Origin of the sequence: Ralstonia sp. AU12-08, from assembly GCF_000442475.1 — a bacterium.
In the GTDB taxonomy this organism is placed as follows: Bacteria; Pseudomonadota; Gammaproteobacteria; order Burkholderiales; family Burkholderiaceae; genus Ralstonia; species Ralstonia insidiosa.
Genome location: NZ_ASZV01000024.1, coordinates 194,358 through 216,465, shown reverse-complemented (window position 1 = coordinate 216,465; position 22,108 = coordinate 194,358). Strand labels below are relative to the sequence as shown.

The 22,108-nt window shown below is 63.0% G+C and carries 17 protein-coding genes; 9 read left to right on the top strand and 8 right to left on the bottom strand.

The genetic code is table 11. The features are described from left to right. Positions 1-110 precede the first annotated feature (110 nt). Positions 111-1,352, top strand: a complete 1,242-nt coding sequence (gene pobA, locus C404_RS43820) for a 4-hydroxybenzoate 3-monooxygenase (protein WP_021195148.1) — start codon at positions 111-113, stop codon at positions 1,350-1,352. On the opposite strand, the gene C404_RS43815 is transcribed toward pobA, so the two are convergent. Further along, positions 1,330-2,439 (bottom strand): endo alpha-1,4 polygalactosaminidase, encoded by a 1,110-nt coding sequence (locus C404_RS43815; RefSeq protein ID WP_031329432.1) that lies wholly within the window; start codon positions 2,437-2,439, stop codon positions 1,330-1,332. The two genes, pobA and C404_RS43815, sit on opposite strands and share 23 nt — an antisense overlap. 299 nt (positions 2,440-2,738) lie before the next feature. On the opposite strand from C404_RS43815, the gene C404_RS43810 reads away from it, so the two are divergent. The 3 genes from C404_RS43810 to C404_RS43800 all read left to right on the top strand — a co-directional run bounded on the left by C404_RS43810 (position 2,739) and on the right by C404_RS43800 (position 5,077). Further along, positions 2,739-3,032, top strand: coding sequence for a hypothetical protein (locus tag C404_RS43810; RefSeq protein ID WP_031329431.1), 294 nt, complete (start codon positions 2,739-2,741; stop codon positions 3,030-3,032). Between the two features lie 361 nt (positions 3,033-3,393). After that, positions 3,394-3,612, top strand: coding sequence for a translation initiation factor IF-1 (gene infA, locus C404_RS43805; RefSeq protein WP_004631109.1), 219 nt, complete (start codon positions 3,394-3,396; stop codon positions 3,610-3,612). A gap of 469 nt (positions 3,613-4,081) precedes the next feature. Continuing rightward, positions 4,082-5,077: a hypothetical protein gene (locus C404_RS43800; RefSeq protein WP_021195145.1), complete on the top strand. Its 996-nt coding sequence runs from the start codon at positions 4,082-4,084 to the stop codon at positions 5,075-5,077. A 129-nt stretch (positions 5,078-5,206) separates the two neighbouring features. Here C404_RS43800 and galU read toward each other — a convergent pair whose 3' ends face one another. Beyond that, positions 5,207-6,079, bottom strand: a complete 873-nt coding sequence (gene galU / locus C404_RS43795) for a UTP--glucose-1-phosphate uridylyltransferase GalU (protein WP_021195144.1) — start codon at positions 6,077-6,079, stop codon at positions 5,207-5,209. A 39-nt stretch (positions 6,080-6,118) separates the two neighbouring features. Then, positions 6,119-8,995, bottom strand: a complete 2,877-nt coding sequence (locus tag C404_RS43790) for a valine--tRNA ligase (protein ID WP_021195143.1) — start codon at positions 8,993-8,995, stop codon at positions 6,119-6,121. Between the two features lie 154 nt (positions 8,996-9,149). Between C404_RS43790 and C404_RS43785 the strand changes: the two genes are divergently transcribed. Further along, a complete protein-coding gene (locus tag C404_RS43785; protein WP_021195142.1) occupies positions 9,150-11,516 on the top strand; it encodes a UvrD-helicase domain-containing protein in 2,367 nt (788 codons plus the stop codon). A gap of 24 nt (positions 11,517-11,540) precedes the next feature. Here C404_RS43785 and C404_RS43780 read toward each other — a convergent pair whose 3' ends face one another. The 4 genes from C404_RS43780 to C404_RS43765 form a co-directional block, all read right to left on the bottom strand. Continuing rightward, positions 11,541-12,341, bottom strand: a complete 801-nt coding sequence (locus C404_RS43780; RefSeq protein WP_021195141.1) for a BPSS1780 family membrane protein — start codon at positions 12,339-12,341, stop codon at positions 11,541-11,543. Then, positions 12,332-13,336, bottom strand: a complete 1,005-nt coding sequence (locus C404_RS43775) for a homoserine kinase (RefSeq protein WP_021195140.1) — start codon at positions 13,334-13,336, stop codon at positions 12,332-12,334. Before C404_RS43775 ends, C404_RS43780 begins: the two co-directional genes overlap by 10 nt. 83 nt (positions 13,337-13,419) lie before the next feature. Then, positions 13,420-13,854 (bottom strand): hypothetical protein, encoded by a 435-nt coding sequence (locus C404_RS43770; RefSeq protein WP_031329430.1) that lies wholly within the window; start codon positions 13,852-13,854, stop codon positions 13,420-13,422. Positions 13,855-13,949: 95 nt separating this feature from the next. Continuing rightward, positions 13,950-14,858 (bottom strand): TIGR00730 family Rossman fold protein, encoded by a 909-nt coding sequence (locus tag C404_RS43765; protein WP_021195138.1) that lies wholly within the window; start codon positions 14,856-14,858, stop codon positions 13,950-13,952. Between the two features lie 4 nt (positions 14,859-14,862). Between C404_RS43765 and polA the strand changes: the two genes are divergently transcribed. The 4 genes from polA (at position 14,863) to C404_RS43745 (ending at position 21,149) form a co-directional block, all read left to right on the top strand. Next, positions 14,863-17,679, top strand: a complete 2,817-nt coding sequence (gene polA / locus C404_RS43760; RefSeq protein WP_031329429.1) for a DNA polymerase I — start codon at positions 14,863-14,865, stop codon at positions 17,677-17,679. 195 nt (positions 17,680-17,874) lie between these two features. Further along, the gene (locus tag C404_RS43755; RefSeq protein WP_021195136.1) at positions 17,875-19,200 is read left to right on the top strand and encodes an NAD(P)/FAD-dependent oxidoreductase; all 1,326 of its coding nucleotides are present in this window, start codon (positions 17,875-17,877) and stop codon (positions 19,198-19,200) included. Between the two features lie 85 nt (positions 19,201-19,285). Then, on the top strand, positions 19,286-20,176 hold the full coding sequence (locus C404_RS43750; RefSeq protein ID WP_021195135.1) for a dienelactone hydrolase family protein: 891 nt from the start codon (positions 19,286-19,288) through the stop codon (positions 20,174-20,176). 166 nt (positions 20,177-20,342) lie between these two features. Continuing rightward, the gene (locus C404_RS43745) at positions 20,343-21,149 is read left to right on the top strand and encodes a ZIP family metal transporter (RefSeq protein ID WP_021195134.1); all 807 of its coding nucleotides are present in this window, start codon (positions 20,343-20,345) and stop codon (positions 21,147-21,149) included. A gap of 69 nt (positions 21,150-21,218) precedes the next feature. Here C404_RS43745 and C404_RS43740 read toward each other — a convergent pair whose 3' ends face one another. Next, positions 21,219-22,106 carry a sulfurtransferase gene (locus C404_RS43740; RefSeq protein WP_021195133.1) on the bottom strand — a complete coding sequence of 296 codons (888 nt, stop codon included), beginning with the start codon at positions 22,104-22,106 and terminating at the stop codon, positions 21,219-21,221. Between the last annotated feature and the right edge of the window lie 2 nt (positions 22,107-22,108).

Sequence of the window (22,108 nt, the reverse complement as noted above, 5' to 3'; positions counted from 1 at the left end):
ACTATCGGAATGGGCGATAAAGTTTATCGCCGATATTGCATTGTGCGATATCAGGGTGCGGGCCAACAATGCTTGCCAGAACGATTTCAATCCGTCTGGAGACAACCACTATGCGCACCCAGGTCGCCATCATTGGCGCGGGCCCCGCGGGCCTGCTGCTCGGGCAGCTTCTGCATCGCAACGGCATCGATGCGGTCATCCTCGAAACCAGGAGCCGCACGTACGTGGAAGAGCGCATCCGTGCCGGCGTGCTGGAGCAGGGCACGGTCGACCTGCTCAACGAAGCCGGTGTGGGTGAGCGCATGGGACGCGAAGGGCTGGTGCACCACGGCATCGACCTGCTGTTTGGCGGCAAGCGGCATCGTGTGGACCTGACGACGATGTCAGGCGGGCGCTCCATCACCGTGTATGGGCAGCACGAGGTGGTGAAGGATCTGATTGCCGCACGCGTGGAGCAGGGCGCACCGCTGCTGTTCGATGTGAGCGATGTGTCGGTGCATGACATCGAGTCCGCCACACCCTCGGTGCGCTTCATGCACGAAGGTGTGCCGCAAACGCTGCAGTGTGATTACATCGCCGGCTGTGATGGCTTTCACGGCATCTGCCGGCCAGCGATCCCGGCGCAGCGGCAGGCCGTGTTCGAGCGCGTCTACCCGTTTGCGTGGCTGGGCATTCTGGCCGAGGCCGCGCCCGCAGCCGAAGAGCTGATCTACGCAAGCCATGACCGTGGCTTCGCGTTGTTCAGCATGCGTTCGCCCAAGATCACGCGGCTCTATCTGCAATGCAAGCCTGACGAGAACCTCGCCGAATGGTCCGACGCACGCATCTGGGATGAACTCCACACGCGCCTGGAAAACAACGACGGCTGGCATCTCAAGGAAGGCGCGATCCTGCAGAAGAGCGTGACCCCAATGCGCAGCTTTGTGTGCGAGACGATGCAGTACGGCCGCCTGTTCCTGGCGGGTGACGCAGCGCATATCGTGCCGCCCACCGGTGCCAAGGGCATGAACCTGGCCGTGGCCGACGTGCGCGTGCTGGCGCAGGCGCTCACGGCGCGTTACGGGCAAAACGATACGACACAGCTGGCCGGCTATTCAGAGCGTTGCCTGCAGCGCATCTGGCGTGCGGAGCATTTCTCGTGGTGGATGACGTCGATGCTGCATCGCTTTGATGACCACACGCCGTTCATGCAGCGGCTGCAGCGCGCCGAGCTGGAATACGTGACGACCTCGCCGGCTGCGGCGCGCGTGCTGGCCGAGAACTACGTCGGCCTGCCGTTTGCGTCATTGGCCGACGCGCCAGCGAGGGCGTTGAACGCAGAGGGTAACGTCAATAGCTCCATGGCGGCGTAGTCGTTGGCTTGGACAGTGCGATGCGTGACACCAGCGGACGGAAGCCCAGGTTGCGAGAGGCGGTGTAGACCTTCTGCGCGTTGGCGGTTTTCAGGGCGTAGTCGATCGTGAAGACCGGCAGGCCACCCGCACAGTGCTTCTGCAACTGTTCGATGGTCCACTTGGTGTCTGCGGCAGGTGGAGCTTGATCACCGCCGGCCGGGTCGCTCCAGGCCACACCCGCGTCGCCGCCCAACCACGTGTCTTCCTGCGAGATGGCATCGAGGTTGGGCAGCAGTTGTGCCGCGCCCACGGCATCGATGAGTTCCGGCGCGTTCTGCTGGATCACCGCAAACTGTGGGTTGATGGCGCGGCCCGCGGCACGGATCTTCGCAATGAAATCAACCATGGCCCTGGCCGGATTCACACCGGCTTTCTTTGCAGCGGCAACCACTGTCGCGTTGGTGTAGCCCTCCACCCAATCCAGGTAGACGCCGTCAAAGCCTTCGCGGGCGAGTTGCGCCACTGCACCGTTGGGGCCCAGCCACAGGTCTTGCCAACGCGGGTCCCAATAGGCCACCGGATAGTCGCCCGCCCAACCGTCCGGGTCGATGGTCAGGATGAAGTTGGGGACACCGGGGCCCGTGGAGGTCGGTGGCTCCCAGTCGGTGGTCCAGTAGGTGCGGAAGTCTTCCGCCTGCCCGATGTCGATGTAGGCGATGACCTTGCGCGGCGAGCCGTCGGCCTTGGTATGCAGTCGCGTCACCATGCCGGCAGTGTTGAATGCCTCTTGGCCCTTGACCGTGTTGCCGGCCTCGACAACGACCATGTCGTACGGCTGGGCATCAAGCGCGTTGATCTGCGCGTCGGTTTGGAGGTTCTGCAACTGATACATCCACGTTTGCACGCCCGCGAGCGGCGATACGCTGTTTGCGCCGCACAAGGCAATAGCCGTGGCGGATGCTGGCGGCTTGGCGGTGGTTGAGGTGGTTGTTGTCGCGGCCATGACGGATTGGAGGGGCAGAGAGGTGCCGCCATCATCGCCTCCGCAGGAAGAGAGCATGAGCACAGAGCAGGCGAGTGCGAGAGCGGGGTTAGACATGCGCATGATTGGTCTTGAGAGAGGGATGACCTAGTGAAATGCTGCGGTCCTGCATACGCGCTGCGGCAAGCGTGAAAGCTTTGCGAAGCGCACGGCCAGCACGCTAGCACAGGCCTCCCTACGAAAGAGGGGTGGCATCCTGAAAGTTCTTAAGACCGGGTTTCGATCTGCTTGCCTGAGCAGATCGGGCAGGCGTACAAGCCTCCGGCGGAGGTAGATCAAAGGTTGGCAGCGCTTTCATCGCCACGCAAAGTGCACGGGTGTATAGTCGGACAGCACTCGACCTTCAAGAAGGGGCATTTGCGATGGACACTTTGCCGGCGGGCCAATACAAAGGCTTCGACATCTATCCGTTGGCTTTCCAGCACGAGCGCACGGCACGCTGGCCCGAGGCCAGAGAGGACCGCAGCTACAACGCCGCCGTGATGATCTGCAGAGCAGGGGAGTCGCCCGAGCCAGGGCAGACCCAGGTATTCCGCCTGTCGGGGGAGCAACAGTTCAGCAATGTGGGGGATGCGCGCGTGGCTGCCTTGCGCTTTGCTGAAAGCATCATCGATGGCGACGTGCCGGACCTGTCGCTGGCCGTTGACAAGGTCTGAAGCGGAACAGCTCCTGTCCGTGATAGAATAGCAGGCGAATCCGGCTTGCCGCCGGGCCCGTTACGGCCCGTGCAGCCGAGTCCAGCACCGGGGTTCCCCCCGCGTCGAGCCGGGCGGCGCGCTCTCTGCGACCGCCACCCATTCCTCGCTTGCACTAAACGTACGAAACGAGGCGCGTGCCACTGGCGGGCGCAACCTGCGTTGGGTGCAACTCGGTACCCCCCAAGCCCGCTGTGCGGGCCGATGATCGCGGCGATGCCGCTGCATGCCCACTACACAAGGCGTGCGGCGTGGTTCGGGTGGGTCATCACACTTATTGCAACCATTGACGCAGCCGTGTGCTGCATACAAAGGAACGAGTTTGGCTAAGGAAGAACTGATTGAATTTGAAGGGGTGGTCTCCGAAGCACTGCCCGACAATCGTTTTCGCGTGCAACTGGAAAACGGCGTGGAAATCTGGGCATATGCGTCGGGCAAGATGCAGAAGCACCGCATCCGTATCCTGGCGGGTGACCGCGTAAAGCTGGAAATGTCGCCGTACGACCTCACCAAGGGTCGCATCAACTATCGACACAAGTAACGCAGCAACACAGCACTAAAGCGCCCAGCAAGACATATAAGAGACCGCGAGCACGCATGGCCCGCGGTTTTTTTCTTTCGCCAATCGTTAGCGATCGGTAATATTAATTGGCGTGTCACCTGGATGGGGTATGATCCCCATCGATCGCTGACGGGGGGAAACACAGTCAGCGATCAACTGAAGTGCAGGGCTTTTCATCTTGTCAAGCCGCGCCTCTCCCTCGAATTCCGGGTGAGCGCGCGCCAGCTGTACCAGTCCTCAAATAAGCGCACGGCCCGCCGATAACCTCGGCTGAGCTTCCAATCGCGCATTCAATTCGCCGACCGGGGCGTCATCTGACGCTCGCACCCGTTCGGTGCTCAGTGTGCCAACCGAGTCACACCACATCGAGATACCGCACAGGTAGGACGGCGCTTGTCCATCGAAATCTGGGCGTAACGTTTTTGCGTCCGAGGGAACAGAAATCACAATGTTGGAAACCACAAAAGCAGCACAGAGCGTGGCGCGCGCGAGCCGGCGCGTCATGGTGGGCCTGATGGCGGCAGCATCGCTGACGGGTCTGGGTATGCAAACCGCCTCGGCGCAGGCTACGCGCCCGAAGGCACCCATCTACGGCGTCACGCTGGACGACGTCAGCAACATCAACGCGATCGTGGCATCGCTCACGCATCTGCCGTACAAGCCGACCGTGCGTGTGGTGTTCGATCCGGGCACGACCGCTGCACAGTACTACCCGGCACTCGTCAAGCTCCATGCTGTTGCCTATGTGATGGGCGAGGTCATGGACTCGTACTACTTCCCGAGCGATCTGCAAACCTACACGGCACGTACCAACGAGCTGGTGGGCACGCTGAAGAACGTGGTGGACGTGTGGGAAATCGCCAACGAGATCAACGGCGAATGGCTGCGCAATGACTCGAACGGCCCGAATGCAGTGGCCGCTCAAGAGGAGCAGGACATTGGCAACATGGTGGCCGCAGCACACGACATCGTGAAGGCCAACGGTGGTCTGACCGCCGTGACGCTGTACTACAACGACGATCGCAAGGGCAACAACTGCTGGCAACTGCCGATGGATGCGTGGCAGACCTGGGCGCAGACCTATCTGCCGGCGCGCGTGCGTCAAGGTGCTGACTATGCGCTGTTCAGCTATTACCCGTACCAGGATTGCCCGGGCCTGAGCCCGAACTGGACTGCCGACTTCAAGCTGCTGGAATCCATCTTCCCGGTGGCGAAGGTGGGCTTTGGCGAGATCGGCACGTCGAGCACGTCGGCGCCGAAATCGGTGCAGCAGAGCCTGATCAAGTCGTACTACCCGATGGGTACCACCTCGATGGCGACCGACCCGCGCTTCATCGGTGGCTACTTCTGGTGGAACTACGCAGAACAGATGCTGCCGTACAGCAGCAGCTCGTACTGGAGCCTGCTGAACAACACCATCAAGCCGCTGGCAGCACCGCAATAAGACACAGAAGCTGAAACGCCTACATCAGAAGGGGGCGTACCTGGTGGCCGGCTGAGGCTTCGGCTTTCCGGCCAACAAAAAACCCGCGTCAGCTCGCGCTGCGCGGGTTTTTCTATGGGCCGATGAGACTTAGCCGCGCGCAGCGAGGTAGGCGCGGAATTCGTCCGCGACTTCCTTGTGCTTGAGCGCCAGTTCCACGGTGGCTTTCAGATAGCCCAGCTTGCTGCCGCAGTCGTAACGCACACCCTTGTAGCGGTAGGCCAGCACCTGCTCGGCCGACAGCAGCGATTGGATCGCGTCCGTCAGTTGCAGCTCACCGCCGGCACCCGGCTTCAGGTTGCGGATGTGATCGAAGATGCGCGGCGTAAGGATGTAGCGGCCGACCACGCCCAGGTTGGACGGCGCATTCTCCGGTGTTGGTTTTTCGATGATGCCCGACATCTTGATCACGCTGCCGTCTTCTTCCCACGGGCGGCCGTCAACCACACCGTACGAGCGGCTCTGCTCGCGGTCGATCTCTTCCACGCCGATCACCGAGCAGTTGTAGTGTTCGTACAGGTCGACCATCTGCTTCATGACGGGCGGGGTGCCATCCAGCAAGTCATCTGCCAGGATGACCGCGAAGGGCGCATCGCCGACCAGCTTTTCTGCGCATGCCACGGCATGGCCCAGGCCCAGCGCTTCGGGTTGGCGCACGTAAAAGCAATCCACATGCGACGGCTTGATCGAGCGTACGACTTCCAGCAGCGCAGTCTTTTGCTTGGCTTCGAGTTCAGCTTCCAGTTCGTAGGCCTTGTCGAAGTGGTCTTCGATGGCGCGCTTGCTGCGGCCCGTCACGAAGATCATCTCGGTGATGCCGGCAGCCATGGCTTCTTCCACGGCGTACTGGATCAGGGGCTTGTCCACCACCGGCAGCATTTCCTTCGGGCTGGCCTTGGTGGCCGGCAGAAAGCGGGTTCCCAGACCCGCGACCGGGAAGACGGCTTTGGTAACGCGTTGCATCGTGGTTTCCTTCGTTTCGATATGGGTTCGCAGGAGCGCTCAGGCCGTCTGCACCGGCAGGCGGGCGATCTGAGCTTCCAGCTTGGTGAGCGTGGCTTTGAAATCTGCCAGGCGCTTCTGTTCTTGTTCCACCACAGCAGCCGGGGCGCGGGCGACGAACGATTCGTTGCCGAGCTTGCCTTCGGCCTTGGCGATCTCGCCGCGCAGACGGTCGACTTCCTTGCCCAGGCGTGCGTGTTCAGCAGCCACGTCAATCTCGATCTTCAGCAGCAGCTTGTTCTCGCCGACGATGGCGACCGGAGCGCCGGCGCCATCGCGTTCCATGGCGGCAGCATCCGTGTAGACCTTCACTTCCGACAGCTTGCCCAGCGCTTGCACATACGGTGCAGCGGCTTGCAGGAATTCTGCTTCGCCGTTGGCGTACAGCGGTACGCGTTGCGCGGGGGAGATGTTCATCTCGCCGCGCAGGTTGCGACAGGAATCCACCAGGGCCTTGAGCTGCTGGACCCATTGTTCGGCCTGCTCGTCGATCTTGGTGAGCGCCGCACGCGGGTATTCCTGCAGCGCGAGGCTTTCAGTGCCGTCACCCTTGGCGCGGCCAGCCATCGGGGCGACCTTTTGCCAGAGTTCTTCGGTGATGAACGGGATGATCGGGTGGGCCAGGCGCAGGACGGTTTCCAGCACACGCAGCAGCGTGCGGCGCGTGGCGCGCTGCTGTGCCGGCGTGCCGGTCTGGATCTGCACCTTGGCGAGTTCCAAGTACCAGTCGCAGTATTCGTCCCAGACGAACTTGTAGATGGCGTTGGCGATGTTGTCGAAGCGATAGTCGGCAAAGCCTTTCTCCACTTCGGTTTCCACGCGCTGCAGCAGCGAGACGATCCAGCGGTCGGCCTGCGAGAAGTCCAGATAGCCTTCTGGGCCGCAATCGCCGACGCATTCCTGCATGCCGCAGTCCTGGCCTTCGGTGTTCATCAGCACGAAGCGCGTGGCGTTCCAGAGCTTGTTGCAGAAGTTGCGATAGCCTTCGCAGCGGCCCGGGTCGAAGTTGATGCTGCGGCCCAGCGTGGCGAGCGACGCGAAGGTGAAGCGCAGCGCGTCGGCGCCGAACGCCGGAATGCCTTCCGGGAATTCCTTGCGCGTGCGCTTTTCGACCTTGGGCGCATCCTTCGGGCGGCGCAGGCCGGTGGTGCGCTTGGCCAGCAGCGGCTCCAGCGCGATACCGTCGATTAGGTCCACCGGGTCCAGCGTGTTGCCCTCGGACTTGCTCATCTTCTTGCCTTCCGAATCGCGCACGAGGCCGTGCACGTAGACGGTGTGGAAGGGCACTTCGCCGGTGAAGTGCAGGGTCATCATGACCATGCGCGCCACCCAGAAGAAGATGATGTCGTAGCCCGTGACCAGTACGGTGGAGGGCAGGAAGTGCTTCAGCTCCGGCGTATCGGCCGGCCAGCCCAGCGAGGAGAACGGCACCAGCGCCGACGAGAACCACGTGTCGAGCACGTCGTCGTCACGCGTCAATGCGCCGGTATAGCCCTTGGCCGCAGCTTGCGCCTTGGCTTCCTCTTCGGTGCGGCCAACGTAGACATTGCCGGCTTCGTCGTACCACGCCGGAATCTGGTGCCCCCACCACAGTTGGCGCGAGATGCACCAGTCCTGGATGTTGTTCAGCCACTGGTTGTACGTGTTGACCCACTGCTCGGGCACCAGCTTGATCTTGCCGCTCTGCACAGCGTCCAGCGCCACTTCTGCGATGGAGCGGCCCGGGAAGCGCGTGCCTTCCGGCGCCGGTTTGCTCATGGCGACAAACCACTGGTCGGTCAGCATCGGCTCGATCACGACGCCGGTACGGTCGCCGCGCGGCACCATCAGCGTGTGCTTCTTCACCTCGGCCAGCAGGCCTTGCGCTTCGAGGTCCTCGACCATCTTCTTGCGCGCATCGAAGCGGTCCATGCCGGCATAGGCGGCCGGCGCATCGGCGACGATCTTCGCGTCGAGCGTCAGGATCGACAGCTGCGGCAGCTTGTGGCGCTGGCCCACCGCGTAGTCGTTGAAATCGTGGCCCGGGGTCACCTTGACCACGCCGGTGCCGAATTCACGGTCGACGTACTCGTCAGCAATCACGGGGATCTGGCGATCCGTCAGCGGCAGGTGAACGAACTTGCCGATCAGGTGGGCGTAGCGCTCGTCTTCCGGGTGCACCATCACGGCCGTGTCGCCGAGCATCGTTTCGGGGCGGGTGGTGGCCACCGTCAGATGCGTCAGGCCGCGCACCGCGTCCGGCTCGGCCAGCGGATAGCGGATGTGCCACAGCGAGCCTTCTTCCTCTTCGCTCACCACTTCCAGGTCGGACACGGCGGTGCCGAGCACCGGATCCCAGTTGACCAGGCGCTTGCCGCGGTAGATCAGGCCCTGCTCATACAGACGCACGAACACGTCGCTGACGGCACGCGACATCTTCGGGTCCATCGTGAAGTATTCGCGCTCCCAGTCGATCGAGGCGCCCATGCGGCGCACCTGGCGCGTGATGGTCGAGCCCGATTGCTCCTTCCACTCCCACACCTTTTCGACGAACTTCTCGCGGCCCATGTCGTGGCGCGAGACGCCTTGCGCATCCAGTTGGCGCTCCACGACGATCTGCGTGGCGATGCCGGCGTGGTCGGTGCCCGGCACCCACAGCGTGTTGGCGCCGGCCATGCGCGCGTGGCGCGTCAGGCCATCCATGATGGTCTGGTTGAACGCGTGACCCATGTGCAGCGTGCCCGTCACGTTCGGCGGCGGGAGCTGGATACAGAAGTCCGGCTTGCCGGCTTCAAGCGTCGCACGGGACACGCCCATTGCTTCCCACGCTGCGCTCCATTTCTGCTCAATGGTGGCGGGTTCGAAACTCTTGGCGAGGGACTGGTTTTGATCGGTCATGCTGACAGGGGGCGCAAATCCGCGCAAAAAGACGTTTGGCCCAAGAAAAATGCTGGGCGAAAGCTTGGAATTATACGACTTGTGCGTGTCCGCCAAGGGCGAGGCGGCTAAGGGGGCCGGTATAATTTCCGGATTCTGCTAAGGCTTCCCCCGCATGTCCGACCTGCTCGCCAATCTGAACCCCGAACAACGCGCTGCCATCACGCTTCCCGATGAATCGGCGCTGATCCTGGCGGGGGCGGGCAGCGGCAAGACGCGCGTGCTGACCACCCGCATCGCCTGGCTGATCCAGAGTGCGCGGGTGTCGCCGTCGGGTGTGCTGGCCGTCACGTTTACGAACAAGGCGGCCAAGGAAATGACGGCCCGCCTGCAGGCCATGCTGCCAATCAACACGCGCGCCATGTGGATCGGCACCTTCCACGGGTTGTGCAACCGCTTGCTGCGTGCGCACTACCGCGATGCCGGCCTGCCGCAGACCTTCCAAATCCTGGATACGCAAGACCAGCTTTCCGCCGTCAAGCGCCTGCTCAAGTCGCTCAATATCGACGACGAGAAATTCCCGCCCAAGAACGTCCAGTACTTCATCAATGGCGCCAAGGAGCAGGGCCTGCGCGCGGGTGATCTGGAAATCGCCAATGAATACGACCGCCGCATGGCCGACCTGTACGCCGCCTACGACGCGCAGTGCCAGCGCGAAGGCGTGGTCGACTTTGCTGAACTGCTGCTGCGCTGCTATGAACTGCTGCGCTACAACGATGCGATTCGCGCGCACTACCAGCGCCGCTTCAAGCACATCCTGGTCGACGAGTTTCAGGATACGAACAAGCTGCAGTACGCTTGGCTGAAGATTCTCGCCGGCCTGGGCGAGCCCGGTGTCACACCCAATGCCATCTTTGCCGTGGGTGATGATGACCAAAGCATCTACGCGTTTCGTGGCGCCAACGTCGGCAATATGGTCGACTTCGAGCGCGAATTCCGCGTCGAGCACCGGATCAAGCTGGAGCAGAACTACCGCTCGCACGGCAACATTCTGGATACGGCCAACCATCTCATCTCACACAACTCGCGCCGCCTGGGCAAGAACCTGCGCACGGATGCAGGCCACGGCGAACTGGTGCGCGTCTACCAAGCCGCCACGGATGGTCAGGAAGCGGGTTGGATCGTCGATGAGATCCGCGACCGCATCGCCTCGGGCATGTCGCGCTCGGAAATCGCCATCCTGTATCGCAGCAACGCGCAGTCGCGGGTGATCGAGCACGCGCTGTTCTCGGCGGGGATTCCATACAAGGTGTACGGTGGCCTGCGCTTCTTCGAGCGGGCGGAAATCAAGCACGCGCTGGCGTACATCCAGTTGCTGGAGAACCCGGACAACGATGCTGCGTTCGGCCGCGTAGTGAACTTCCCGGCGCGCGGCGTCGGGGCGCGCTCGCTCGAGTTGCTGCAGGATGCGGCCAAGCTGTATGGCATTTCGCTGGCGGCCTCGGTGCCATATCTGACGGGCGCTGCGGGCACCAAGCTCTCTGCGTTTGTGCGTCTGATTGAGCAGATGCGCGCCGATACGCGCCAGATGACGCTGCCCGAGATTGTTCAGCACGTCATTCACGCCAGCGGCCTGATCACGCATTACCAGGGCGAGAAAGAAGGCCAGGACCGCATCGAAAACTTGCAGGAATTGGTGACCGCCGCCCAGGCCTTCGTGGCCGAAGAGGGCTATGGCGTGGACGCCATCGCCACCGCATTGCCGGTGCGCCACGATGCGATGATCCGCATCGAAGGCGGCGAGACGGATACCGTCTCCGAACTCGTCACCGACGAGACGCCAGCAGAAATGACGCCGCTGGTCGCCTTCCTCACGCACGCCTCGCTGGAGGCCGGCGACAACCAGGCCCAGGCCGGTCAGGACGCCGTGCAGATGATGACTGTGCACGCAGCCAAGGGGCTGGAGTTCCACGTCGTCTTCATCACCGGGCTGGAAGAAGGGCTGTTCCCGCATGAAAACAGCCAGATGGAGAAGGATGGCCTGGAAGAAGAGCGCCGCCTGATGTACGTGGCCATCACGCGGGCGCGCGAGCGGCTGTACCTGTCGTTCGCGCAAAGCCGTGTGCTGCACGGCCAGATCCGCTATCACATCCGCTCACGCTTCTTTGATGAGTTGCCCGAGGAAACGCTGAAATGGCTCACGCCGCAGCACTCGGGCTATCAATCGACACGCCGTGTGCAAGGCGAAAGCGGCGCCTGGGGTAAAGATTGGTTCAAGCGCCCCGAGCGCGGCGACGAAGACGCCTACACCGGCACGCGCCCCACCGGCGGCATGGACACCGGCAAAAACTACGCCGATGCCAAGCGTGCGGAGGCAACCGGCTTCCGCGTTGGCCAATCGGTGTTCCACAACAAGTTCGGGGAAGGCGTCATTACGACGCTGGAAGGCGAGGGCGCCGAGGCGCGCGCCCAGATCAAGTTCAACCGCCACGGGGTGAAGACGCTGGCGCTTGGCATCGCCAAGCTGGACCCGATCAACTGAGCGTCGATCGGGTCGGCGTGAAGGTCAGGCCGTCGTGTCGGTAGTGGTCTGGCCGGCGGCTTGCGTCACGTTGAAGCAGCCGCGGTAGGTGGCGTAGAACGAGCAGTACAGCACCGCCATCACCAGGATCCGGTACGGCGTAGCGATGATTGGGGCGATGTTGTTGGCGTCGCTTGAGGCAAACGCCGCATCGATAAACAGCGGTATGGCAATCAGCAGGATTCCGACCAGTGCGCCATACAGGATGAACGCCGCACGATTGCGCCAGACGGCCATCCAGCTGAAGAACAGCGCCTTGCCGACCGGAACGCCGTGCCAGGCCACCAGCAGCGGTGCAAACCAGAACAGCACCGCCACCGGGATATACAGTACCGCGCCCATCACCATCGTCAGGTAGAGTTCGCGGATGGCTTCGGTGGTGGGCGGTTTGTCGCTGAACACCGCCATGAGCGTGTCGGTATCCACCATTGTCATCAGGATGCCGCTGACCACCAGCACCAGCACACCGTAGATGCCGCCGAGTTTCAGCAGACCGCGCATCGCATCCTTGCCGTACGACCGGAAGCCTGCAATAAGCGAAGTTGGCCCGACACGCTTGCCCGCTACCGTATCGCGGCAGGCTGACATGAAGCCCACGAAGATGGCCGGATTGACCAGCAGGATGGCGAATACGCCAATGGGTGCCGCCACGAGCATCAGCAGGTTGACGGCAAACAGATAGATAAATAGCAGCAGCAAAAACCCGATCGGGTTCTTGCGGAACAGCCACGCACCTTGGCGCAGCCAGACGTAGCCTTGCTTGCCGGAGACTTCGATCAGTTGCATTGTTCGGGAATGTCCAGAGTCAGCCCAGGTGCGTGCACGCGCTCGCGCAGCACGCGTTCGAAGTGGGTCGGGTCGTGCGGCTTGAGCAGTTCGGCATCACGCGGCAGATAGAAATCCCACAGGCGTGATACCCAGAAACGATAGGCGGCGGCGCGCAGCATGTCTTGCCAGTGCCGCGCTTCAGCATCGGTGAAAGGACGCACGGCGTGATACGCATGCAGCATGGCGCGCGCGCGCTCGGTATCCAGCACACCAGTGGCCAGATCAATGCACCAGTCGTTGACGGTCACCGCCACATCGAACAGCCATTTGTCGACGCCGGCGAAGTAGAAATCGAAGAAGCCGCCGAGGCGCTCCGGGTGGCCATCGGCTGCCGGCTCGAATAGCACGTTGTCGCGGAACAGGTCGCAATGGCAGGGGCCTTCGGGCAGCGCTGCGTAGTCGGCGCTGGCGAAGAAGCGTTGCTGGTGGGCAAGTTCGGTCTCCAGCAATGCACGCGTGTCGCCGTGCACGAAGGGCACCACGTCGGGCACCACTTCGTTCCACCACGGCAGGCTGCGCAGGTTGGGCTGGTGGCGCGGGTAGTCACGCCCGGCCAGGTGCATGCGCGCGAGCATGTCGCCCACGATGGCGCATTCAGACACGGTTGGGGCCAGGTTTGAGCGACCGCCCAGGCGCGTCACGATGGTGGCCGGTTTGCCGTTGAGCGTGCGCAGGATCTCGCCGTCGCGCCCGGGAATCGGTGCCGGCACGCTGATGCTGTGCTGCGCGAGATGCTGCATCAGATACAGGTAGAACGGCAGTTGCTCGAACGTGAGGCGCTCGAACAGCGTGACCACGAATTCGTGCGTTTGCCCGTCTTTCTCCGTGGTCAGAAAGAAGTTGGAGTTTTCGATCCCGGAGGGGATGCCGCGAAATGCGCGCACGGCGCCCACATCGTATTGATCCAGCCAGAGAGCGATCTCGGCGTCGGAGACCGGGGTGAAAACAGCCATGCTTCAGAAATGGGAAACGGGTGAAAGGAGGCGGCGCGGCAAATGGGTGGCGCCGCGCCGGTACGCCTGGTGGGCGCTGGAGGTCAGAACTTCAGGACGTTGACCGAGGGCACACGGTCAATGTCGCCGCGCTCACGGATGCGCGGCGAGCTGTCTTCGGGCTTGCTCAGGTTGTAGGACGTACCCATGCCGGATTTGACATGGATGTCCGGTGCCTGGCCTTTCTGGAAGCGGTATTCCTCGACCTGCGTGCCATCATTGTCGCGGTACTCGAAACTCGGCTTGACGGTTTCGTTGTGAATCGCACCGTGGGTCGGCTTGGACAGCGGCTGGTTGTTGATCGCCTTGACGTCCGGCAAGTCAAGGCCGGCGCTGTCCTGCGTCACTTCAGCGTGCACGGGCAGGGCCAGGCAGAGGGCGGCACCTACGGCCAGCCCCACATGTTGCACCGAGCGGCGCATCAGGCGCGCAGCGGCGGCAAAACGGCGGGCGGCAGGCGGGTGAAACAGCGAATCCATGATGGACTCCAGCGAGTGATCCGAGACCTTACATTCTAGCAGTCCGGCCATCTCACCAGCGTCCATCCGGATGGCGCTGAATGTCACACCTGAGGTCACAGGTAGAACATCTCTTCCTTGGGCGGAATCGGCGAGGTGCCTTCGCGCTTTTCGTAGAACTCGTAGACGGCGTCGAGCGCGTCTTTCGGTTCGTCGACGATGCGCATGAGGTCCATGTCATGTTCCCCAATCAGGCCCATCGGCTGCAGGGTGAATTGGAACCAATCCAGCAGCCCCTTCCAGAAGTGGCTGCCGAACAAGACCACCGGTACGCTGCGCGATTTGCCGGTCTGCACGAGCGTCAGCACCTCGGCCAGTTCATCGAGCGTGCCGAAACCGCCCGGCATGACGATGAACGCATCCGAGTTCTTCACGAAGGTGACCTTGCGCGTGAAGAAATGGCGAAACCGCATCGAGATGTCCTGATACGGATTGCCTTGCTGCTCGTGCGGCAATTCGATGTTCAGGCCCACGCTGGCCGACTTGCCCGCGTGCGCGCCCTTGTTGGCCGCTTCCATGATGCCGGGGCCGCCGCCGGAGATGACGGCGAAGCCCGCATCCGAGAACAGTCGGGCGATTTCGATGGTGCGTTTGTAGTACGGCGAATCCTCGCGCAGGCGTGCGCTGCCGTAGATTGAGACAGCCGGGCGGATCTCCGAGAGGTACTCCGTCGCCTCGATGAACTCTGCCATAATCGTGAACATCTGCCAGGAGGCGCGCGCTTTCTTTGCGGTAGCGCGTTCCTCGTCGGCGAGAGCCCGCAGGCTGGGGATCATCTTGCGGTCGGTGCGGCCTTGTGCAGCGTCGGATTTGGTGGAAGCAATCTCCACCGTGCGGTCCGCACCCACCGTCACGTTGACGTCCATGTCCGCTGCGGATGCACCAGCAGCCTGCTTCACGTCGCCATGAGCGGCGTCGCCATTGTTGGAAGCGCCTTCGGGCGTTCCAGTCACATTAGAGTCCATGGGAATGTCGGAAAGTCAAGAAACGCTGTTGCTCGTCGATGGCTCGAGTTATCTGTACCGTGCTTATCACGCACTGCCCGACTTGCGCAACGGAGAAGGGTTTCCTACGGGAGCCATCTACGGCATCGTGAACATGCTGCGCAAACTGCGCAGCGACTACCCGGCCAAGTATAGCGCTTGCATTTTCGACGCTAAAGGCAAGACCTTTCGCGACGACCTGTATCCCGCCTATAAAGAGCATCGCGCGCCCATGCCGGACGACCTGCGTGCGCAGATCGAACCCATCCACGAAGCCGTGCGCGCGCTGGGCTGGCCGATCCTGGTGATTGAGGGCGTAGAGGCTGATGACGTGATCGGCACCCTGGCCGAACGGGCGACGCGGGAAGGCGTTCGAACTATCGTCTCCACCGGCGACAAGGATCTTGCGCAACTGGTGAACGATCACGTCACGCTGGTCAACACGATGACCAACGAGACGCTCGATCCGCCGGGCGTGCAAGCGAAATTTGGCGTGCCGCCTGAGCGTATCGTCGACTATCTCTCGCTGATTGGCGACACGGTCGACAACGTGCCGGGCGTGCCCAAGGTGGGCCCAAAGACGGCGGTGAAGTGGTTGACCGAATTCGGCACGCTCGACAACGTCATGGCCCGCGCGGGCGAGATCAAGGGCGTGGTCGGCGAGAACCTGCGCAACACGCTCGAATGGTTGCCCAAGGGCCGCGAACTGCTGACGGTGAAACTCGATTGCGATCTGTCCAAAGAGGTGCCGAACTTCGACGCGCTGCTTGACGGCGGTGAAGACAAGAGTGCGCTGGTGGACTTCTTCTCGCGCTACGGCTTCAAGACCTGGCTGCGCGAGGCTTCCGGCGAGGCACTGCCTGATACACGCAGCGTGGGTGCTGCCCGCAAAGCGGCCACCCCCACCAAGAACTACGCTGGCGAGGCGATTGCCCAGCAACAGGCCCAGGCCAGCTTGTTCGACGTCGAGGCGGCGCCCCAGGAGGTGAAGTACGAGACCGTCACTACTGAGGCGCAACTCGAATCGTGGATGCAGTTGCTGGATGAGGCGGACCTGGTCTGCATCGACACCGAAACAACGTCGCTCGATCCGATGCTGGCGCAACTGGTGGGGATCTCGTTGTCGGTCACGCCGGGCCAGGCGTGCTACATCCCGGTTGCGCATCGTGGCCCGGATGTGGCGGGGCTGGATGCCGCCGCCCAGCTTTCGCGCGAGTTCGTGCTCGCGCGCATGAAGATTTGGCTGGAGGACGACGCGTCCAAGAAGGTCGGCCAGCATCTGAAGTACGACGCACACGTGTTTGCCAACCATGGCATTGCGCTGCGAGGCATCCAGCACGACACGATGCTGCAGTCGTACGTGCTTGAGTCCCACCGCAATCACGGTATGGATGCGCTGGCAGACCGCGTGCTGCAACTGAAGACCATCACCTACGAAGAGGTGTGTGGCAAGGGAGCCTCGCAGATCGGCTTTGACGAAGTGCCACTCGACCGCGCGACCGAATACGCCGCCGAGGATGCCGACATCACGCTGCGCCTGCACCGCGCACTGTTCCCGAAGGTGGCGGCTGACGACAAGCTGGACTACGTCTACGAGCAGATCGAAATGCCGACCTCCATCGTGCTGCAGCAGATGGAGCGCAACGGCGTGCTGATCGACGGCGAGCGCCTCGCCAGGCAGAGCACCGAAATCGGCCAGCGTTTGCTGGAGCTTGAGACCGAGGCCCATGCGCTTGCTGGCCAACCGTTCAACCTGAGCTCTCCCAAGCAGATCGGCGAGATTTTCTTCAACCAGATGAAGTTGCCGATCATCAAGAAGACCGCCAGCGGCGCGCCCTCGACCGATGAAGAGGTGCTGCAGAAGCTGGCCGAGGACTACCCGCTGCCGAAGCTGCTGCTCGATTACCGGGGCCTGGCGAAGCTCAAATCCACCTACACCGACAAGCTGCCGAAGATGGTGAACCCGAACACTGGCCGGGTTCACACCACGTACGGCCAAGCCACGGCGGTCACGGGGCGTCTGGCTTCAACCGATCCGAACCTGCAGAACATTCCGGTGCGCACGGAAGAGGGGCGCCGCATCCGCGAGGCCTTCATCGCGCCGGAAGGCAGCGTGATCGTCTCGGCCGACTACTCGCAGATCGAGTTGCGCATCATGGCGCATCTGTCGCAGGACGAGGGTTTGGTGCGCGCGTTCCAGGAAGGGCAGGACGTGCACCGCGCCACGGCTGCCGAGGTGTTCAGCGTGACGCCGTTGGAGGTGACCGCTGACCAGCGTCGCGTGGCCAAGGTCATCAACTTCGGCCTCATCTACGGCATGAGCGCGTTCGGGCTGGCCAGCAACCTGGGCATCGGCCGCGATGCCGCCAAGCTCTACATCGACCGCTACTTCGCCCGCTACCCGGGCGCCGCGCGTTACATGGACGAGACGCGCCAGACCGCGCGCGAACGCGGCTACGTGGAAACCGTCTTCGGTCGCCGCCTGTGGCTGCCGGACATCAACGGTGGCAATGGCCCGCGCCGCCAGGCTGCGGAACGCGCCGCCATCAACGCGCCCATGCAGGGGACGGCGGCAGACCTCATCAAGCTGTCCATGCTGGCCGTGCAAGGCTGGCTGGAAGCCGAGGCCATGCGCTCGCGCCTGGTCATGCAAGTGCACGATGAACTGGTGCTTGAGGTGCCGCAGGCCGAACTGGCCGTGGTGCGCGAGCGCCTGCCTGAACTGATGTGCGGCGTTGCGTCGCTGCGCGTGCCGCTGGTGGCCGAAGTGGGGGTGGGCGCCAACTGGGAAGAAGCGCATTGATGCCGTGACTGCCTGGCCGCGCCATCAGGTGTGGCGCGGCTTTCCTTGCCAAGGCAGGCTGCGGATGGCCGTAGCATGCGCATTTAATGATCTGTCATATCTGCCTGCCTGGGGTTGCGGCGGGTTTTGCAATGCAGCAGACTGCATCTGAACGATGATGTGATCGCAAAGATTCAAAGGCTTCAGGAGAACGATATGGCAGGGCAGACGGATGGCGCAGGCGGACCGCGCATCGTAGTGGTCGGTGGCGGTGCTGGCGGATTGGAACTGGCAACGCGCCTGGGCGACAAGCTTGGCAAGCGCGGTGGTGCGCAAGTCGTGCTGGTGGATCGCAACCCCACCCATATCTGGAAGCCGCTGCTGCATGAAGTCGCTGCAGGCAGCATGGACCCAAACACCCACCAGCTCGAATACGCCGCGCAGGCACGCTGGCACGGCTTCGAGTTTCAGCAGGGCGAACTGAAGGGGCTCGACCGCACGGCCAAGACCATCACCGTTTCCGGCTTTGTCGATGCCGACGGCACTGAGGTGCTGCCAGAGCGCGCCATTGCCTATGACGTGCTCGTGTTGTCCATCGGCAGCGTGACGCACTTCTTTGGTGTGCCGGGCACGGCCGAGCACGCCATCGCGCTCGATACCGCATGGCAGGCTGAACGCTTTCGCCGCAAGCTCATTTCCGCATGCATGCGCGCGCAGAACGGCGTGGGGGATGCCCGGCCGCAGGTGGATATCGCCATCGTCGGTGCGGGAGCAACGGGCGTTGAGCTGTCGGCTGAGCTGCGCAACACGGCGCACGTGCTGGCCGCCTACGGCTTGCACAAGATGGATCCACGCCACGACATCCGCATCCACCTGATCGAGGGCGGGCCGCGTATTCTGCCGGTGCTCAAGGAGCGCATTTCCGCCGCGACCACCGGACTGCTGCGCAAGCTCGACGTCGACGTCATCACCAGCGAGCGCGTGACCGAGGTGACGGCCAATGCGGTCAACACCGCGAGCGGTAAGTCTATTCCAGCCGATCTGACCGTGTGGGCGGCGGGCATCCGCGCGCCGTCGGTGCTGGGTGACCTTGGATTGCCGGTCAACAAGCTGGGGCAGGTGGTCGTGTCGCGCACGCTGCAAGTGGAAGGCGAAGATTCGATCTACGCCTTTGGTGATTGCGCAAGCTGCCCGTGGCCCGAGGCGTCGACGAGCGTGCCGCCGCGTGCGCAGGCTGCGCACCAGCAGGCAACGTATCTGTTCAACGCGCTGCGCAGCCGCCTGGACGGCAAGCCGGTCGGGCCGTTTGCGTTCAAGGACCTTGGCTCGCTGGTGTCGCTCGGCCACTTCAGTGCGGTCGGCAGCCTGATGGGCGGGTTGATCGGCGGCTCGATGTTCATCGAAGGCCTGATGGCGCGGCTGATGTACACGTCGCTGTACCGCATGCATGTGCTGGCGCTGCACGGCTGGGTACGTATGGCGCTCGATACGGTCACGCACTGGCTGCGCAGCAAGACCAATCCGCGCGTCAAGCTGCACTGATCACCGCGCTCGGCGCCGATGGGTTTGCTTCGGTAGACTAGCTGCTTCGTTCACCGTCACCGCCTTCGGGCGCTAGGAGAGTGCGATGCAGCTGGATGCAGAAGTGGAAAGTCTGGTGCCGGGCCGCAACTTTGACCGCCGCGGCTTCATGAAGACGGCGCTGGGTTCGGCGTTTGCGGCGGCGGTGCTGCCCGTGTCGGCGCAGGCCATCAAGACGGACTTCAACGGTCTGACGGCGGGCGAGGTGACCGTGCCCGTCGGCGATTTCAAGATGCCGGCGTATTGTGCGCGACCCGGTGCCCAGCCCGAGGGCAAGACCAAGCTGCCGGTGGTGATCGTCGTCAGCGAAATCTTTGGCGTGCATGAGTACATCGCCGACATCTGCCGGCGGTTTGCCAAGCTCGGCTATCTGGCCATTGCCCCCGAGCTGTTCATACGCCAGGGCGATCCGCAGTCGATTGCGACGATCAGCGAGCTGCAGGAGAAGATCATCTCCAAGGTGCCCGACGCGCAGGTCAGTGGTGATCTGGATGCAACGGTTGCTTGGGTCAAACAGAACGGCGGCGATCCGGCGCGCATTGGCATTACCGGGTTCTGCTGGGGCGGGCGCCAAACCTGGCTGTTTGCCGAACACAGCGCTGACATTCGCGCCGCAGTGGTGTGGTATGGCCAGCCAAGGGGCAATCCGACATCGCTGCAGCCCATGTTCCCGATCGACAAGGTGGACGAACTCAAGGCACCCGTACTTGGCATGTACGGTGCCAAGGACACGGGTATCACGCAGGATTCGGTCAACGCCCTGAAGACAGCGTTGGAGACATCCAAGAACCCCAAGGCGCATGCGTCGCGCATCATCGTCTATCCGAATTCGGGACACGCATTTCATGCCGACTACCGGCCCAGCTATGTGAAGGCCGATGCGGAAGACGGCTGGAAGAAGTGCATTGCCTGGTTCAAGGACCACGGCGTCGAGTAAGCCGTCGAGTCAGCGCTTCGTCCTTCCAGCAAGAAAGGCCCCACGTGGGCCTTCTCTTTTGGGCTGTGCTGGCAAAGGTTCACAAAGGGGCATACAATGCGCCTCTTCTTGCAACTCTGTTGCGTTTGTTGGCGCGGATAGCGTCACCTGCTGCGCCACCTCCGGCATGACCCTCGATACCACTCTGTTAGGCATTCTTCTGGCGACTGCGCTGTCCGGCATCGGCAGCATGGCGGGCGCTGCTGTGCTGTCGCTCACCGTGCTGTCGCGGGTGGTCGACCGCATGGTCAGTTTCTCCGTCGGGGTGCTGCTGGCGACGTCGCTATTGCACTCGTTGCCCGAGGCTTTTGAGGCACACAACGGCATCGAGCCAAACACGCATGCGCTGTTCGCCACGCTGCTGGCCGGGCTGCTGGGCTTCTTCCTGCTGGAAAAAGTCTCACTGCTTCGTCACTCGCATCATCACGAGGGTGACGGGCATGGCCATCACCACGGGCATGATCGCCAGGAAGCCGGCCGCAGCGGCATGATGATCCTGGTGGGCGACGGCCTGCACAACTTCTCCGATGGCATCGTCATTGCCGCCGCGTTCCTCGCCGACACCAAAGTGGGTATCGTGACCGCGCTGGCGATTGCGGCGCACGAAATTCCGCAGGAGATCGGTGACTTCATGGTGCTGCTCAACGCCGGTTTCTCGAAGACGCGCGCCTTTGTCTACAACCTGCTCTGCAGCGTCTGCGCGCTGGTGGGTGCGGTGCTCGGCTACTACCTGCTCGACCGCCTGACCTCGTGGATTCCATACGTGCTGGTGGTGGCCTCGAGCAGCTTCATCTACATCGCCGTCTGCGATCTGATGCCGCAAATGAAGCGCCGGCCGCGCAAGCAGGAATCGGCGATCCAGGTTGCGCTGATCGCAGCAGGTGTCGCGATGATTTTCCTGCTGACCAATGGCCTGCACGGCCATGCGCATTGAGGCATCGCTTTCGTCCAACAAAAAAGCCCGGTTGATGCCGGGCTTTTTGCTGCGTGCGAGAGGTGCCGATTATGGGTTCGGCCCTGTTGCCACTGGGCGTGCCGGATCGCTGCACCATTCGCTCCACGAGCCGGCGTAGAGGGCGGCGCCGGTCAGACCGGCGATCTCCATGGCCAGCGCGTTATGGCAGGCAGTTACGCCCGAGCCGCATTGCAGCATCGTATCGGCGGGCTTGGCGCCGGCCAGCACGGCAGCAAAGTCAGCACGCAGCTGTTCGGCCGGCTTGAAGGTGCCGTCGGCTTGCAGGTTGTCGCGGAAGAAGCGGTTGCGCGCACCGGGGATGTGGCCGCCGACCGGGTCCAGCGTTTCGTTCTCGCCGCGATAGCGGTCGGGGGCGCGGGCGTCGATGACGGGCTTGTCGGCATGCCCAAGGTACTTCTGCACGATGTCGGCATTGACCAACGCCACGAGCGACGGCTTGCGCGTCAGGTTGCCGGGCGTGGCGTTGAGCTGCGGTTCGTCGGGCACGATCTTGTCGACGGGGTAGTGCGCGGCTTCCCACGCTTGCAGGCCGCCATCCAGCACGGCCACATCGGCGTGGCCGACCCAGCGCAGCAGCCACCAAAGGCGCGCGGCGTACATGCTGCCCTGCCGGTCGTAGGCGACAACCTGTGTGTCGTCGTTCACGCCCAGTGCCCGCAGGCGCGCAACCAGCGCATCAGCGTCGGGCAGCGGGTGGCGGCCGTTGGTGCCGGTCTTGGGGCCGGACAGTTCGTTGTCCAGGTGCAGGTAGAACGCACCGGGAATATGGCTGGCGTGGTACGCATCGCGCCCGGCCGCCGGGTTGGCGAGGTCAAAGCTGCAATCGACGATGACCAAGCTGTCCGGCGCGCTTTGCTGCAGCGCGGCCAGTTGCGGCGCGGTCATCAGGGTGGCGTAGCGAGCGCGTTCGCTCATAT

Coding starts and splice junctions, on each gene's coding strand:
- pobA (WP_021195148.1), top strand. CDS start 111: ATGCGCACCCAGGTCGCCATCATTGGCGCGGGCCCCGCGGGCCTGCTG.
- C404_RS43815 (WP_031329432.1), bottom strand. CDS start 2,439: ATGCGCATGTCTAACCCCGCTCTCGCACTCGCCTGCTCTGTGCTCATG.
- C404_RS43810 (WP_031329431.1), top strand. CDS start 2,739: ATGGACACTTTGCCGGCGGGCCAATACAAAGGCTTCGACATCTATCCG.
- C404_RS43800 (WP_021195145.1), top strand. CDS start 4,082: ATGTTGGAAACCACAAAAGCAGCACAGAGCGTGGCGCGCGCGAGCCGG.
- galU (WP_021195144.1), bottom strand. CDS start 6,079: ATGCAACGCGTTACCAAAGCCGTCTTCCCGGTCGCGGGTCTGGGAACC.
- C404_RS43790 (WP_021195143.1), bottom strand. CDS start 8,995: ATGACCGATCAAAACCAGTCCCTCGCCAAGAGTTTCGAACCCGCCACC.
- C404_RS43785 (WP_021195142.1), top strand. CDS start 9,150: ATGTCCGACCTGCTCGCCAATCTGAACCCCGAACAACGCGCTGCCATC.
- C404_RS43780 (WP_021195141.1), bottom strand. CDS start 12,341: ATGCAACTGATCGAAGTCTCCGGCAAGCAAGGCTACGTCTGGCTGCGC.
- C404_RS43775 (WP_021195140.1), bottom strand. CDS start 13,336: ATGGCTGTTTTCACCCCGGTCTCCGACGCCGAGATCGCTCTCTGGCTG.
- C404_RS43770 (WP_031329430.1), bottom strand. CDS start 13,854: ATGGATTCGCTGTTTCACCCGCCTGCCGCCCGCCGTTTTGCCGCCGCT.
- C404_RS43765 (WP_021195138.1), bottom strand. CDS start 14,858: ATGGACTCTAATGTGACTGGAACGCCCGAAGGCGCTTCCAACAATGGC.
- polA (WP_031329429.1), top strand. CDS start 14,863: ATGTCGGAAAGTCAAGAAACGCTGTTGCTCGTCGATGGCTCGAGTTAT.
- C404_RS43755 (WP_021195136.1), top strand. CDS start 17,875: ATGGCAGGGCAGACGGATGGCGCAGGCGGACCGCGCATCGTAGTGGTC.
- C404_RS43750 (WP_021195135.1), top strand. CDS start 19,286: ATGCAGCTGGATGCAGAAGTGGAAAGTCTGGTGCCGGGCCGCAACTTT.
- C404_RS43745 (WP_021195134.1), top strand. CDS start 20,343: ATGACCCTCGATACCACTCTGTTAGGCATTCTTCTGGCGACTGCGCTG.
- C404_RS43740 (WP_021195133.1), bottom strand. CDS start 22,106: ATGAGCGAACGCGCTCGCTACGCCACCCTGATGACCGCGCCGCAACTG.